Genomic DNA, 14,995 nt, shown 5'->3' with positions numbered 1-14,995 from the left:
TGAAAAGAATGTCGGTCATAAATAGACCGACATTCTTTTTTTACTGGAATCGGGACAGACAGCCCATTGAAATCATAGGGCTTTCAGCCGAAGAGAAAAGAGAAGGGAGGGAAGAAGATGTCTTCTATTGCAGGAATGATGAGTCAGCAAGTAGCGAGCATTCAAAAGACACTCAATATTAGTTTGTTGAATTCACAGCTTGCTACGAATACAGCACAAGCTATGGTGATGCTGGATCAAGTGCAGCAGCAGCCTCAAGCTGTTCAGCCAAAGGATTCAGATGCTTCATTTATTGATGTCAGAGTCTAAAAAGAGAAGCCGCCTCATGGGCGGCTTCAGCGTGTAGACAAACCCTCGCATTCGGTGTCAGGTCTGCGCTCCGGTGCTCACGAATGTTTCAATTCGCTCCGCTCCGGTACTCGCCCTTCCTAGGGCTGCAAAGGTTTTCTATCACGCTGAAAAGAAGACAAAGGGCTAAAATCAAGATCATTTTAGCCCTTTGTCAACAGTCTAAAGCCGCCTCATGGGGCGGCTTTTTTGGTCTCATTCGTCTCCCTGAATACATAACAGCGCCTTTATTTTTTGTCGTCCAAGCTATTGCGAGAAATCGGCATATACTATTGAGGTAAGGAGTTCCACTTTGAAAGGATGTTGATGCCAAGTGAGCAAGGATTTAGGCATCTTTTCGTTGGTTACAGTGAGTTTGTCGGCGATGGGCTTTCTGTTTGGTGGAGCAGGATATTTACTGATGATTTTAGTGACGTTGATGGCTATTGAATTAATTTGTTCAAGCCTAAGAGAATCTTTGACTGGGCAGCTCACAATGAAGCGGTTTTTAACGCGGATTGTTCGAAAGGTCGTGACAGTCTCCTTAATATCTATGGCACATTTCTTCGATGTCATGCTGAAGACAAATGGGACGATTAAGGATTTAGCGATCATCTTTTATATTATTTATGAATCTTACCAAATCGTCTCGACAGCCAGAGCCCTTGGAGTTCCCATTCCACAGTTGTTTATTGATGTATTGGACATGTTGAAAAATAAATTGCGCAAAAAGCCGTAATTTCCTCATATCTGGTCATACTAAAGGAAAAAGGATGATTCAGATGGCGCGACACACGTACTATGTATCCGTACAAGATGGATCGATATCGCAGCATAGAGATGCAGCGGCTTGGCAATTTCAAATAGAAGCAGATGATGATCAAATTTTGCAGCTGAGAGACTATTTCGATGAACAGTATATGACAGATTGGAAAGGCTTCTTTCGGGCGCATGTTCCGTTTCTTGAATATCATTATGATAGTCCAAATGATGAAATGGATAGAAAAAGAAAAGAGATTTACACAATGATTTATGAGCTCGGCAATGAAGAAACAAGGAGCTTTATTGAGACAAATGGTTTGATGAGTTGAAAAAGCATGTAGAGAATCTCTACATGCTTTATTTTCGCGGTTGTAAAATGCCTCCGATCAAATCACTGATCCCGCCGCCTCTATTTTCTTGCTGTGAATTGGTGAATTCATGAGAGGAGCTCTGGCTCTGAGGTTTGTAGCGATTATCATCTAAGCCCACCCGTAAGCCAGATGTGCGCTCAGATGGCTGGATAATGACGATTTGATCTTGTTCCTGGAACTCAAATAAGTAGGATTCGCCAGATGTTTGTCCAATGAAAGTTTTCCAGTTCACATCTAGTTTGACCTTCGGTGCTTTGCCTGTCCAAGCAACAATTGCGTCAGGGTCTACACGGCAGGGGGCTTTTAAAATGAGCGGATTTCCATTCGTTTTAATGGCGACCTGCGCTCCGTGCCCTTGATAAGAGAGTTTTGATGTAAACAGTCCTTTCTGTGATAAAATACCAACGCCCACTGGTGTGACGCCGTAATGGCATTCCTCAGTAAAGGCAAGTAAATCTTCACTTTCTACACTTACATGCTGCCAAGGACCGCTTGGCTCAAGATTAATCACTGTTACATGCTCGCTTGCATCCGCCAAGTAGCAAGTACCTTGTCCACTCACTTCCATCATTTCAAGGTTTTCACCTGTGAATTTCCTGCTGATATGGTTAAATACTTGGCTGACCATATTTCCTTTATTCGTTCCAAGTAATCGCTTGCGGTATTGGAAACTTCCTTGATCAGCAATCATGGCGCCTTTTTTGGCAAAAAAGATTCCGCTGCCTTCTGCTTGTAAGGTAAGTTCTTCTATCGTGTTGAAATGAAATCCCATAGGTGCCGGCTCCTTTCCTGCGTCAAGATGTAAATCCGTAGATGCGGCATAAATCATTTAAATCTAGAGTAGTCCCTTGCCCGGTCGCGGTGATTTTCCATTCCTCCTGATCTCTCGTGAGTTCAGCGCATATAATGGATGTACAATACGAATAATCCTCTGTTAACTGAAAGGTACAAATCTCTTGCTGCGAGATTTGATCCGTAAGTCGCACGTAGGCATTGGTGACTTGTCCAAAATGATGCTGGCGTTCGTGTGCATCATGTATCGTGGCTGTGACGACAATTTTATGAATATCAGGTGAGACTCTGCTTAATTGCATAATAATCATTTCATTGTCTCGATACCCTCCGCCAAATTGATGATCACCAAGATGACGAACAGCTCCATCTAAGCTTTGCTGCTGGTGATAATAGATCAGATGCTTAGGAGACAACAGCTTATCCTCTTCATTTAAAAGAAACACTTGCGTATCTAAATCAATTGGCTGACCAGCCAGGTCCCAGCCAAGCCCGATATGAATTTGGTCGACCGATGGATTGTCTTTTGTTAAATCTAACTTTTGTCCTTTCACGAGGTGTTTCTTGATCACCTCATGGGGTGAGTCTTGTTTTGACCCATTTTTTATACTCATGCTGATTTCCTCCTCGTTGTCATAGGACAAACACTGATTCATTTACGTCATATAGGGATAAAAGGTTTCATGATTAAAATTGGGTGAAGTTGGAGATGATAAAAAGGTTTTAGCAACAATACCTCATTTTAGATACAGACGAGTTGGAACCACTTGTTTGTTTCACTTTTGATAAAAATTCTTCAGATAAATGTGATCTGTGGTATGATGTTTTACAAGAAGCAAGGACAGGATATGAGGGATTTCACATGCATGTATTTAAAGACTATTATCATAATACGGTCAAGCTCTCTTTTGAGGAGAAGCCTTTTTCAAGTCATCCTAAGCATGTTTGGGCCATCTGCCGCTACCAAGGGAAATGGCTGCTCACTGAACATGAGGATCGGGGCTATGAGTTTCCAGGAGGGAAAGTTGAGCCGGATGAAGAAGCAGACCAAGCCGCTATACGGGAGATTCAAGAAGAGACGGGTGCTGTTGTTCGTGAATTAACGTATATTGGTCAATATCAGGTGCTGGGCAGAGAAAAGGTCATTGTCAAGAATATTTATTTCGCTGATATTGAAAAACTAGTGAAGCAAGACACGTATTTTGAAACGAAAGGACCCGTTCTTTTCGCAGACTTGCCAAGATCCATCGCAAAAAATAAGAATTTCAGTTTTATTATGAAAGATGATGTGTTAAGACAAAGTCTTGCTTATTTAGAAAAGAACGGTTTGATTCGTTAAAAAAGCGCAGGGTGACAATCCCTGTGCTTTTTATTTTTGAAGAAAACGACGTTCGAGCCATTCCACAAGCTGGTACATGATGGTCGCAAACACGGCAATAATGAAAAGACTTAAGAACACGAGTGTAAAGTTGAAGACTTGAAAGCCGTAAATGATCATGTAGCCGAGCCCTTTTGAGGAAACAAGAAATTCCCCTACAATAACCCCTACCCAAGAAAGGCCGACATTGACCTTGATCGCAGAAATCATCGTTGGAATACTAGCTGGCAAAATGACCTCGCGAAAGACGACGCTTTTTTTCGCACCAAAGGTTTTCATCACCTTTAAATAATTCTCATCGACCTCTTGAAAGGCTGTATATATGACGATCGTCGTAATGATTACACTAATGATTGCGCCCATGGCAACGATGCTGATCATGCCAGGCCCAAGGGCAACAATTAAAATCGGGGCGAGGGCAACTTTTGGCATGGCATTTAAAATGACTAAATAAGGATCAAGAACGTTTGCCAGGCGGGTGGACCACCATAAGGCGGCAGCGAGCAAAATGCCGCAAAAGGTACCAAGTAGAAATCCGAGCACTGTTTCAAATAATGTAATACTCATATGATTCATTAAAGACCCATCGGATATTTTTTGTACAAACAATTGGCAGACTGCTGATGGTGAACTAAATATCAGTGGATCGATAAGACGAAAATGACTGGCAAGCTCCCAAAGCGAAAAGAAGCTGGCGAAAATAATGAACTGATAGATTCGGGTCATGCGTTTTTCCATTCGGTATTTTTTGCGATAGGCTTCATGTAAAAGGTCACTGTGTTTCAACGGTTTTCAGCTCCTTCCAAATCGTTTGAAAGAGCTCTTGGAAACTCTGGGTCTGTCTTGTTTCGAAAGGAGAAAGAGTCCTCAGTTCATCTGGAACGGTAAACATTCGCTTGATTGAGCCAGGATGCTTAGAGAATAAGAAAATGCGGTCACTCATCGCAATGGCTTCGCCGATGTCATGTGTCACAAGGACCGCTGTTTTTTGATAGTTTTTGAGTGTATGAAAGACGAGATCCTCTAAAGTGAGTTTGGTTTGATAGTCTAGAGCTGAAAAGGGTTCATCTAGTAAAAGCAGACCGGGATTCACTGCAAGCGTTCGGGCGAGAGCCGCACGCTGCCTCATACCGCCTGACAGCTCCTTCGGGTATTTTTCCTCTACATCATGAAGGCCAAGCTTAGGCAGTAAGCCAAGAGCGGCGGAGGTGGCTTCATGTGAATCTTGCTTGGTAATTTTTAACCCGAGAATGATATTTTCCTTGATGGTTTTCCAAGGAAACAAATAATCTTGCTGGAGCATGTAGCCGATTTGATGCTCTTTTTGATTCGGTTCTTTTCCTTCGATTAAAATTCGGCCTTCAGAGGGCGGCGTTATTCCTGCAATGATAGACAGCAGGGTGGTTTTTCCGCAGCCGCTGGGACCAATAAATGAGATAAATTCTCCTTGGTCTATCTCCATATTGATGTGCTGTATGGCCGTTGTTTTTTCTTTTAAAGAGAAGTACGTGTGGGTCACATGGTCAATTTGAAGGAAAGACATGTGCTACCTCCTATTCTATTTGTGTTCTGTGACCTTCTTTGCAATGGATGAATCGACAAGTTGTTTGTACGGGATAAATTTCGGCAATTCATCGCTCTCCTTCATGATTTCCTGCAATTTGTTCCATTCCTCTTCATTCAGAAGGGGATCTGCTGCATAGGAGTTTTGCTGTTTGTAGCGTTTGATGGCAGTTGATAAGACATCAAGTTCTGTGTCAGGAAAATGAGATTGAATGGTTTTGGCAATCTCCTCCGGCTGCTTGGCTTCTACCCATTTCTGCGCTTTGTAAATGGCGCGAGTGAAGGCTTCAGCTGTCTCTTTGTTTTCCTCTAAGTAACTCTTCTTTGCCATGAAGGTGGTATACGGCACCTTTCCGGAAGCCTCTCCAAAGGAGGCGGTAATGTACCCTTTGCCTTCTTTTTCAATTAAGGATGCTGTCGGTTCGAATAACTGCACAAAATCGCCAGTTCCAGAGGAGAAAGCGCCTGAAATGTTGGCAAAATCAATATTTTGAATCATGCGGAGATCCTTTTTTACATCAATGCCTTCCTTTTTCAGGACATATTCACCGACCATTTGCGGCATGCCGCCTTTCCGCTGTCCAAGAAAGTCTTTTCCTTTTAATTGATCCCAAGAGAATTCGCTCACTTTCTCCCTTGAAACAAGAAATGTACCGTCTGTTTGTGTCAGCTGTGCAAAGTTGATGACAGAGTCTTTTGTGTCTTGAGCCTCTACATAGATAGAGGATTCAGATCCGGTCAGGGCGATATCTGCACCGCCGGATAAGAGAGCTGTCATCGTTTTATCACCGCCCCAAGTCGTTTTTAATTCAACCTCTAGCCCTTCTTCTTTGAAGAAATCCTCAGATAAGGCAACATATAGCGGAGCATAAAAAACCGAATGGGTCACCTCGGCTACTTGTACGGTCTGCTCTTGTTCTTTTTTACAGGCGACAAATGGAATAAAGAGCAGGACAACGACGATGAATGCAAGTCTGACTTTGATGGAACGATTCAAGAGTAATTCGCCTCCTTTGTTCTAGATCACTAATTAAAGTATGTCAAAAGGGATTTTTGGTGAGTGCCTAGATGAAAATAAGAAGCGCATTGTTTATTTATAGAACGTGTCTTTTTTTCTATACTAGAAGCATGAATACTTTCTTGAATTTGGAAGAAATAAAGGGGCGGTTTCGTGTATAGAGTGAGTTGGGTATTTCTTGGATGGTATTTAGTAGGGCTCATATTAATGGTCTCTTTTGAAGTGCCAGCATGGCTTCAGTTTGCAAATGGCATTTTCCTTGTGCTGTATGCCTGCTGTGTGATAGAGATTGGGCGAAATATTTATGGGGCATGGGGGGGTGTGATCAAAAGGGCAGCCGTTGTCGGGGTGCTGACCTTTACGGTTGAATGGATAGGGATCACAACCGGTTTTCCTTTCGGGGCCTATGACTATTATCCGACGTTAGGTTTTCTAGTGGCAGGGGTGCCTTTAACCATTGCTTTTGCATGGGTTGGTGTGTTTTTAAACAGCCTTTTTTTATCCAATCAGCAGTCGAAATGGAAACGAGCAGTCGAAACGGGGATATGGATTGTCTTGCTTGACCTCATATTAGACCCAGTAGCGGCTGAACGGAAATTTTGGGTGTGGTATGACGGCGGCGGTTTTTATGGTATTCCTTTTGAGAATTTTGTGAGCTGGGGTATGATTGGAGCAGGACTTTCCTTTCTCTTCCCGCTTGTTCAGATTGATCAAAAGGCTCTGAGCTGGACGAGCCGTATTTATCAGGCAATGGTGTTCTTTTTTGGTGTGCTGGCATTAAAGGGCGGGCTCGATGTCATTTTTTATTTAGCACTGATCATTGTTATTTTGTGTGAAGGAAGGGTTCAATTTGAAAGAAAGCGACAAAAGCCGATCGTTTAGACGTATATTTTCTCTTTATCTTGAGCGGTATTTACTTCATAAACATTTCCGCTGCGTGATGATGAAAGGCACTGTGGACCCAAACGAGAAGCTGCCTGTTCTTTATATCGCCAATCATAGCTCATGGTGGGATGGACTGATCATCTTTCTTTTAACAGAAAAAGCGTCCGAACTCGATCACTATATGATGATGGAGGAGAAACAGCTGAAGCAATATGCCTTTTTCCGAAAGCTTGGTGCCTTTCCGGTTCAGAAAGAGAATCTGAAAAGTGTGAAGCAAGCATTAATGACGGCAAAAGAGAACATGCAGGCTGGCAGGGCTGTATGGCTTTTTCCACAGGGGAAAATCATGCATCAGGATATGCGGCCGCTTGAATTGGAGGGCGGGGCTTCATTTTTAGTGAGACAATTTGAGCAAGTCGTGGTGAAGCCTGTGACCTTGCATTATACATTTAATCAATTTCAAAAGCCGACAGTATCTGCTGTGTTTGGTGAAGATACCTTAGTATCTGGCGGAGAATTTCGAAGCAAGGACGTGACGCATCTGCTTAGAGATCTGCTTGAAACGCAGCTAAATACACATCAAGCACAGGTCATCGCAGATCCTGATTTTTCAACTAATCAAGAATTTAGACAGATGACAAGGACAAGTCAATCAACAAGTGATGCGTTTGATTCCTTTAAAAAGTGGGTGAAAACATGGCGGTCTTCTTAACCGTAATCAGTGTACTCTTGCTCTGTCAGTTTATTTTCACCATATGGAATATGAGGCAGCTTCCTGTTTTAAAGCCAGCACCCTTTTCGCCGGGTGAACCTATTTCGTTATCAATTCTGATTCCAGCGAGAAATGAGGAAAAACGAATAGAAGCCTGTCTTCAGTCGATCGTTGATCAACGCTTTTATCCGAAAGAGCTTATCGTACTTGATGACCATTCGACAGATCAGACTAGAGCACTGGTGGAGCGCTTCGCAGAAACATATCCGTGGATCCGAGTCCAGTCAGGTCAGCCATTAAAGCGGGGCTGGCTTGGTAAATCATATGCCTGTTCTCAGCTCGCAGAAGCAGCAGCTTCTGATTGGCTGCTATTTTTAGATGCGGATGTCCGGTTAAAAAAAGGGGCAGTTGAATCAGTATACAAGCAGTTATGTATGCAAAAAACGGGCATGCTGTCAGGTTTTCCAGAACAAAAAACAGGTACATTTTTTGAGCATCTTGTCGTTCCTATGATGATGTTTACCATTGGCTGTCATCTGCCAGTGAAATGGGTAAGAAAATCTAAGAACCCCGCTTTTGCTGCAGCACATGGTGGTTTTATTGCCATTGAAAAGAATTGTTATCACGACATTGGCGGGCATGAAGCGATCAAGGATTCACTCGTTGATGATATGGCTTTGGCTAGAAGGGTGAAGGAAAAAGGCTTTCCGTTCACACTTGCAAGCATTCATCCATTTGTGTATATGAGAATGTATGAAAGTGGACAAGAGGTTTGGGAAGGTTACCGGAAAAATTTGTTCCCGGGGGTGAATCGAAGCATTGCTTTGTTAAGCAGTGTCTTTTGTTTATACACCCTCCTTTATTTGGCTCCTGTCATTTGTTTCATGATCGCCTTGTTTCAGCTGGATGTTTTGAGCATATGCTTAGCCATTCTTTGCTATGGGCTGGGTGTATCGATTAAAGCAGCAATTGATACTGAAAATGGGCGGACATCTGCGATGGCTTTTTTATTGCCGGTCAGTATTTTAAGCCTGATCGCCATTGGCTTTGCTTCTATGAAAATCAGTCTGAAAAAAGAAGGGTATGAATGGAAAGGGAGAAGGTACGAATGAAAAAAGTGATCATCATCGGCGGTGGACTTGGCGGATTATCAGCAGCGATCCGTCTACAGTCACGCGGGGTTCAGGTCACCATTTTAGAAAAAGAAGCGGCTTTAGGGGGGAAATTGCAGCGCCATCACGAGGCAGGCTACTCTTTTGATTTAGGACCGAGCACCATTACAATGAAGGCCTATTTTGAAGAAGTGTTTACATCCTGTCATAGACGGATGGAGGATTATGTGACCTTTTATCCGATTTCTCCGCTTACCAAAAATATTTTTCCAGATGGACATACGGTCGAGTTTACGCCGAATATTGAGCAAATGGAATCACAAATTGCTGCATTCAGTCCTGAAGATGCGAAGCAATACCGCGCATTTTTGCAGGAATCAAAGACGCTTTTTCAAAAGGCAGAGGAGCAGTTTTTAAATCGTTTGTTATTGAGCTGGAAGGATAAGGCGGATGTAAAGCTGATGAAAGCACTTCTCGCTGTCAAACCGTTCACATCGGTTCAGCGCCTGCTGCGTCAATATTTCCGTCATCCCCATACATTGGCGATGTTTGGACGGTATGCCACTTATATTGGCTCTTCTCCCTACGAGGCGCCGGCTATTTTTAATATGATGGCGTATTTAGAAGGGGAGAAAGGGATTTATGGAATACAGGGCGGTACGTATCGTTTAGTTGAGGCATTTGAGACACTGGCAAAAGAATTAGGCGTTCAGATTTACCTCAATGAACGAGTGAACAAGATTCATGTGAAGGATCGGCGGATCAAAGGAGTTGAGACGGATCAGCAGATGTATGAGGCAGATCAAGTCATTGCAGGAGCAGATGCGCTGACTGTATACCGTCATCTCATAGATGAAAAAGACCGTCCTCGTTTTTTAAATCAAAAACTGTCTGGCATTGAACCGTCGTTGTCGGGCTTTGTTCTCTTATTAGGGGTACCTAAAGTCTATGAACAGCTGGTCCATCACAATGTGTTTTTCCCTGAGGATTATGAGCAAGAATTCAAGGATATTTTTCAGAAAAAACAACTGCCTCAAGACCCGGCGCTATACATATGCTATTCAGGCCATTCAGAACCAGCTTTAAGCGGAGGACCGGGAAGAAGCAACCTGTTTGTACTGGCCAATGCACCTTATGTGACAAAAGAGCAAGATTGGGACATGCTAAAGGAGACATATCGTCAGCATGTAAAAAACAAATTAATGGAAAAAGGTCTTTTTGATTTGGATGAGCTTATCGAATATGAAGCGGTTCAAACCCCGCTCGATTTGCAGCAGAAAACGGGGGCATATCGTGGAGCCATTTATGGCATGTCTTCAAACTCGTTCAAACAGGCATTCTTTCGCATCAATAATCAGTCAAAGGACATTGAAGGACTTTGGTTTGTTGGTGGAACAAGTCATCCAGGCGGCGGCACGCCGATGGTGACAAAATCAGGCCAGCTTGTCGCAGAAGCGATACTGAAGCAATGGACGTAATCAAAGATGAAAAGGAGAGAAATCGAGTGATTGTGGAAAAAAGAAGGTTTCCGTCGCCCCATCCGCATATCCACTTATATACAGTGACCTATGAGGCAGATGGACTTCGGATGAAAGGCCTGCTCGCTGAACCAGCCGGGGAAGGTTTCTACGACGGCTTTTTGTATTTACGAGGCGGCATTAAAAATGTGGGGATGGTCAGACCTGGCCGGATTGTGCAATTTGCCGCGCAGGGCTTTGTCGTCTTTGCTCCCTTTTACCGGGGAAACCAAGGAGGCGAAGGGAACGAAGATTTTGCCGGAGAAGATCGAAAAGATGCGTTCGCTGCCTTTCAGCTGTTAAAACAGCACAAAAAAGTGAAGAAGGACCGCATTCATATCTTTGGTTTTTCGCGAGGCGGTATTATGGGCATCTGGACCGCTGTTGAAATGAAACAGGTGGCAGCTTCCTTTGTCACATGGGGAGGCGTCAGTGACATGAAACTGACTTATGAAGAGCGTGTGGATATGAGACGGATGATGAAACGTGTGATTGGCGGTCCGCCGCATAAGGTGCCAGAGGCATATGAGAACAGAACCCCTTTAAATGATGTGGACAAAATTGAAGCACCTGTCCTTATCATCCACGGAGAAGAGGATCAAAATGTATCGATTGAGCATGCGTATTTGTTAGAAGATGCGCTGCGCCAGCACGGGAAGTCCGTGGAGACATGGTATTTCCACGGATACAACCACTATTTCCCGCCGCAGCATAATCGAGAAATTGTGAGAAGGCTGACCACATGGATGCACAGCCGAAAAAGCGGAAATGTGGTAAAATAAGCAGTATAACGAAATATAGAAAGTAGGGGGATTTTCATTATGGGAATGCCTGTTGAATTTAATACAATGATTGTCACAAAGGGAAAAGAGACTAGAATTGAAGAAAATGTATTTGAACTCATGAAGGATGGATACCGCATTTATCCATTAAATATTCCACTTGAGGTGCGCAAAACGAAAGACGGAGAAAAAACAGGGACAGCACATGTTGAAAAGCTGGAGCTGACAGACAATGTCACGAAGGTGACGTACCGTCTTGTGTCATTGCATTCAACAAACTAAAAAAGCTGAGGGATTTTATTCTCCTCAGCTTTTTTCATTTGGTTATACGAGTGGACCGCCTTTGGCTTCAATGTCACTTGCCGCATGGCTGAATTTTTGGAAATTCTTTTTAAATTCATTGGCAAGGAAGTGTGCTTTTTCTTGATAAGCCTCTTGGTCAACCCATGTTTTAGCAGGTTGAAGCACTTCATCTGGTACACCAGGAATATGAAGCGGGATGTGTAAGCCAAAGATGTCATCAGTAATCATCTCGGCATTGTCAAGGTCACCTTCGATTGCTGCCTGCACCATTGCTCTTGTATGAGCGAGATTCATTCGTTTGCCTGTACCGTAGCCTCCGCCAGTCCAGCCTGTATTCACAAGGAATACTTTTGCACCGTGCTCATCAATCTTTTTGCCAAGCATTTCAGCATAGACGTGAGCTGGAAGCGGAAGGAATGGTGAACCGAAGCAAGTAGAGAATGTCGTTTCTGGTGATGTGACACCGCGCTCAGTTCCAGCTAATTTACTTGTGTACCCGCTCAAGAAATGGTACATTGCCTGCTCTTTTGTTAAACGGCTGATTGGAGGTAAGACGCCAAACGCATCAGCTGTTAAGAAGACAATGGCAGATGGGTGTCCTGCGATACTTGGTTTCACGATGTTATCAATCATTTCGATTGGGTAAGCAGCGCGTGTATTTTCAGTAAAGAAAGTATCATCGTAATCCGCTTCACGTGTTTCTTCATCAAGCACAACGTTCTCAAGAACTGATCCGAAGCTGATCGCTTTGTAGATCTGAGGTTCTTTTTCTTCACTTAAGTTCACACATTTCGCATAGCATCCGCCCTCGATATTGAAGACCCCTGTGCCAGACCAGCCGTGTTCATCGTCTCCGATCAGCTTGCGGCTTGCGCTTGCAGAAAGCGTCGTTTTCCCAGTACCTGAAAGCCCGAAGAATAAGGCTACATCGCCTTCTTGACCTACGTTTGCTGAGCAGTGCATGGATAAAATGTCTTGCTCAGGAAGCAGGTAGTTCATCACAGAGAAAATGGACTTTTTCATTTCTCCTGCATATTCTGTTCCACCGATAAGAATCGTGCGTTTTTCAAAAGAAACGATGATAAACGTTTCAGAGTTTGTGCCATCTGTTGCAGGATCTGCTTTAAAGTGCGGTGCAGATAAGATGGTGAAAGGTTTTTCGTTTGAAGAAGGTGTTGACCCGTCAGGTCTGATAAATAGCTGCTTGGCAAAAAGATTGTGCCATGCGAATTCGTTTACAACTGTAATCGGCATACGATATCTTTCATCAGCGCCTGCAAACCCTTCAAAGACGAATAGTTCATCACGTTCTTTTAAGTATGACACAACTTTTGTATATAAACGGTCAAATGCTTCTTTGGAGATCGGCTGGTTGACTTGACCCCAATCGATTTTATGTTCAGAGCTTTCTTCTTTGACGATAAATTTATCTTTAGGCGAACGTCCTGTATAGGCTCCAGTTGTGGCGCGGACAGCTCCAGTTGATGTTAAAACGCCTTCATTACGTGCCAAAATCTTTTCAACAAGTTTCGGAACAGATAAATTTTGGTGCGTATTTTCTAATGAGAGCAATGACTGCAAATCTTCTTTTAAATCCACTGAGTTCATAAAAAAACCCTTCCTTTACCGTTGAATTTGTTTGTTTCGATTAGTATAACACATTAATAATAATAGTCTATACTATTTAAAAATTTTTGTGTGTGTTTTTTCATTTCTGCTATGAAAATATGCTTTTTGGTGATGCTAATGGTGAGGAGAAAAAAGAGGGAGATAATTCTTATGAAGCATTGACATGACGCAAGGGTTTAAGATAAGATATCTTATTGAACGGATACTCTTATCCCGAGTTGGTGGAGGGACAGGCCCGATGAAGCCCAGCAACCGGTTTCTTATTTAAAAGGCATGAAAATGCTGAGAAACCAAGGTGCTAACCTGATGCAAGGTACAAGAACACCTTGAGCGATAAGAGTGAAAGGCATGCGATCTCAGACCCTTTCCTCGCAATGAAGGAAATGGTTTTTTTATTTTTGGGATATCATATGAACAAATTGCCAATAACATCTCTAATATAAACGTTTTCAAATATAAGAGGGAACGAGTTCCGTATCATATTGGAGGCCTCATCTTGGGATGATGTGGTCTTGTACAGGAGGAAATAGCCATTATGAGTCAAAATCGTCGTTTATTTACTTCAGAATCAGTGACAGAAGGACATCCGGATAAAATCTGTGATCAAATTTCAGACAGCATTTTGGATGAAATTTTAAAGAAAGATCCAAATGCACGTGTTGCCTGTGAAACTTCTGTTACAACCGGTCTCGTATTAGTAAGCGGTGAAATTACAACGTCTACTTATGTCGATATTCCAAAGACGGTGCGTGACACAATTAAGGAAATTGGCTACACACGTGCGAAATATGGTTTTGATGCGGAAACATGTGCGGTACTTACATCAATTGATGAACAGTCTGCTGATATTGCGCAAGGTGTAGACAAAGCGCTTGAAGCACGTGAAGGAACAATGACTGAAGAAGAAATTGATGCGATTGGTGCAGGTGACCAAGGCTTGATGTTTGGTTTTGCCAACAACGAAACCGAAGAGCTCATGCCGCTGCCAATTTCACTAGCGCATAAATTATCTCGCCGTTTAACAGAAGTACGCAAGAATGAAACACTTGCATACCTTCGTCCAGACGGAAAAACACAAGTCACAGTTGAATATGATGAGCAAAACAAACCAGTTCGTATTGATACAGTGGTTATTTCTACGCAGCATGCACCAGAAGTGATGCTTGAACAAATTCAAAGTGACTTAAAAGAGCATGTCATCAGTCCTGTCGTTCCAAGTGAACTGATTGATGAACAGACAAAATACTTCATTAACCCAACTGGCCGTTTCGTGATCGGTGGACCTCAAGGGGATGCTGGTTTAACTGGACGTAAAATCATCGTTGATACGTATGGCGGATACGCTCGTCATGGCGGCGGTGCTTTCTCAGGTAAGGATGCAACGAAGGTTGACCGTTCTGCGGCATATGCTGCTCGTTACGTAGCGAAAAACATCGTAGCTGCCGGCCTTGCAGATTCTTGTGAAGTACAGCTTGCTTATGCAATTGGTGTAGCACAGCCTGTATCGATTTCAATTGATACATTCGGGACAGGAAAAGCTTCAGAAGAAAAATTAATTGAAGTGGTTCGTGCAAACTTTGATCTTCGTCCAGCTGGCATTATTAAAATGCTTGACCTGCGCCGTCCGATCTACAAACAAACAGCTGCATACGGACATTTCGGCCGTCACGACTTAGATCTTCCGTGGGAAAAAACGGATAAAGCCGATACACTTCGCAAAGAAGCATTGGGACAATAACAACATAAAAAACCGCTTATTTTAAGCGGTTTTCCTTTTGATTAAAAAAAAATCTTCAAAAAGCGAAAAAATGTGAAACAAAATCGGACAAAATACTGTCTAATTA

17 protein-coding genes and 1 riboswitch are annotated in these 14,995 nt (G+C 43.0%); of the genes, 11 read left to right on the top strand and 6 right to left on the bottom strand.

Going from position 1 to position 14,995, the window contains the following annotated elements:
• The first annotated feature begins 117 nt into the window (after positions 1-117).
• The 3 genes from BAE31_RS01835 to BAE31_RS01820 all read left to right on the top strand — a co-directional run bounded on the left by BAE31_RS01835 (position 118) and on the right by BAE31_RS01820 (position 1,418).
• Positions 118-309 (top strand): hypothetical protein, encoded by a 192-nt coding sequence (locus BAE31_RS01835; RefSeq protein ID WP_024424925.1) that lies wholly within the window; start codon positions 118-120, stop codon positions 307-309.
• Positions 310-661: 352 nt separating this feature from the next.
• Positions 662-1,066 (top strand): phage holin family protein, encoded by a 405-nt coding sequence (locus BAE31_RS01825; RefSeq protein ID WP_076839335.1) that lies wholly within the window; start codon positions 662-664, stop codon positions 1,064-1,066.
• Positions 1,067-1,109: 43 nt separating this feature from the next.
• Positions 1,110-1,418 carry a hydrolase gene (locus BAE31_RS01820; RefSeq protein WP_076839333.1) on the top strand — a complete coding sequence of 103 codons (309 nt, stop codon included), beginning with the start codon at positions 1,110-1,112 and terminating at the stop codon, positions 1,416-1,418.
• Between the two features lie 28 nt (positions 1,419-1,446).
• Here BAE31_RS01820 and BAE31_RS01815 read toward each other — a convergent pair whose 3' ends face one another.
• Positions 1,447-2,232: an AIM24 family protein gene (locus BAE31_RS01815; protein ID WP_024424922.1), complete on the bottom strand. Its 786-nt coding sequence runs from the start codon at positions 2,230-2,232 to the stop codon at positions 1,447-1,449.
• Positions 2,233-2,254: 22 nt separating this feature from the next.
• Positions 2,255-2,866, bottom strand: coding sequence for a TerD family protein (locus tag BAE31_RS01810; RefSeq protein ID WP_076839332.1), 612 nt, complete (start codon positions 2,864-2,866; stop codon positions 2,255-2,257).
• A gap of 248 nt (positions 2,867-3,114) precedes the next feature.
• Between BAE31_RS01810 and ytkD the strand changes: the two genes are divergently transcribed.
• On the top strand, positions 3,115-3,591 hold the full coding sequence (gene ytkD / locus BAE31_RS01805; RefSeq protein WP_025093666.1) for an RNA deprotection pyrophosphohydrolase: 477 nt from the start codon (positions 3,115-3,117) through the stop codon (positions 3,589-3,591).
• A gap of 30 nt (positions 3,592-3,621) precedes the next feature.
• Here ytkD and BAE31_RS01800 read toward each other — a convergent pair whose 3' ends face one another.
• Genes BAE31_RS01800 through BAE31_RS01790 form a run of 3 tightly spaced genes read right to left on the bottom strand, consistent with a single transcriptional unit; the run spans position 3,622 to position 6,190 of the window.
• A complete protein-coding gene (locus BAE31_RS01800) occupies positions 3,622-4,368 on the bottom strand; it encodes an ABC transporter permease (protein WP_370880888.1) in 747 nt (248 codons plus the stop codon).
• Between the two features lie 34 nt (positions 4,369-4,402).
• Positions 4,403-5,173, bottom strand: coding sequence for an ABC transporter ATP-binding protein (locus BAE31_RS01795; RefSeq protein ID WP_076839330.1), 771 nt, complete (start codon positions 5,171-5,173; stop codon positions 4,403-4,405).
• Between the two features lie 15 nt (positions 5,174-5,188).
• Positions 5,189-6,190, bottom strand: a complete 1,002-nt coding sequence (locus tag BAE31_RS01790) for an ABC transporter substrate-binding protein (protein ID WP_076839328.1) — start codon at positions 6,188-6,190, stop codon at positions 5,189-5,191.
• 174 nt (positions 6,191-6,364) lie between these two features.
• On the opposite strand from BAE31_RS01790, the gene BAE31_RS01785 reads away from it, so the two are divergent.
• The 6 genes from BAE31_RS01785 to BAE31_RS01760 are packed head-to-tail and all read left to right on the top strand — an operon-like array spanning position 6,365 to position 11,501.
• The gene (locus BAE31_RS01785; protein ID WP_076839327.1) at positions 6,365-7,093 is read left to right on the top strand and encodes a carotenoid biosynthesis protein; all 729 of its coding nucleotides are present in this window, start codon (positions 6,365-6,367) and stop codon (positions 7,091-7,093) included.
• Positions 7,062-7,808: a lysophospholipid acyltransferase family protein gene (locus BAE31_RS01780; RefSeq protein ID WP_076839325.1), complete on the top strand. Its 747-nt coding sequence runs from the start codon at positions 7,062-7,064 to the stop codon at positions 7,806-7,808. Before BAE31_RS01785 ends, BAE31_RS01780 begins: the two co-directional genes overlap by 32 nt.
• Positions 7,793-8,920 (top strand): glycosyltransferase family 2 protein, encoded by a 1,128-nt coding sequence (locus BAE31_RS01775; protein ID WP_076839324.1) that lies wholly within the window; start codon positions 7,793-7,795, stop codon positions 8,918-8,920. Before BAE31_RS01780 ends, BAE31_RS01775 begins: the two co-directional genes overlap by 16 nt.
• A complete protein-coding gene (locus BAE31_RS01770) occupies positions 8,917-10,398 on the top strand; it encodes a phytoene desaturase family protein (RefSeq protein WP_076839322.1) in 1,482 nt (493 codons plus the stop codon). Before BAE31_RS01775 ends, BAE31_RS01770 begins: the two co-directional genes overlap by 4 nt.
• Positions 10,399-10,424: 26 nt before the next feature.
• Positions 10,425-11,219, top strand: coding sequence for an alpha/beta hydrolase family protein (locus tag BAE31_RS01765; protein WP_076839354.1), 795 nt, complete (start codon positions 10,425-10,427; stop codon positions 11,217-11,219).
• A gap of 39 nt (positions 11,220-11,258) precedes the next feature.
• Positions 11,259-11,501, top strand: coding sequence for a DUF2584 domain-containing protein (locus BAE31_RS01760; protein ID WP_025092385.1), 243 nt, complete (start codon positions 11,259-11,261; stop codon positions 11,499-11,501).
• A gap of 42 nt (positions 11,502-11,543) precedes the next feature.
• Here the strand turns inward: BAE31_RS01760 and pckA are convergent, their stop codons facing one another.
• Entirely contained in the window at positions 11,544-13,130 is a 1,587-nt protein-coding gene (gene pckA, locus BAE31_RS01755) for a phosphoenolpyruvate carboxykinase (ATP) (RefSeq protein ID WP_048239156.1), read from the bottom strand.
• A 226-nt stretch (positions 13,131-13,356) separates the two neighbouring features.
• Positions 13,357-13,491, top strand: a riboswitch (SAM riboswitch).
• 195 nt (positions 13,492-13,686) lie between these two features.
• Between pckA and metK the strand changes: the two genes are divergently transcribed.
• A complete protein-coding gene (gene metK, locus BAE31_RS01750) occupies positions 13,687-14,889 on the top strand; it encodes a methionine adenosyltransferase (RefSeq protein ID WP_075621974.1) in 1,203 nt (400 codons plus the stop codon).
• Positions 14,890-14,995 lie beyond the last annotated feature (106 nt).

Origin of the sequence: Bacillus sp. I-2 (genome assembly GCF_001974945.1) — a bacterium.
Taxonomy (GTDB): Bacteria; Bacillota; Bacilli; order Bacillales; family Bacillaceae; genus Bacillus; species Bacillus safensis.
The sequence above is the reverse complement of the archived record's forward strand: the minus strand, read 5'-3'. Positions and strand labels throughout refer to the sequence as shown.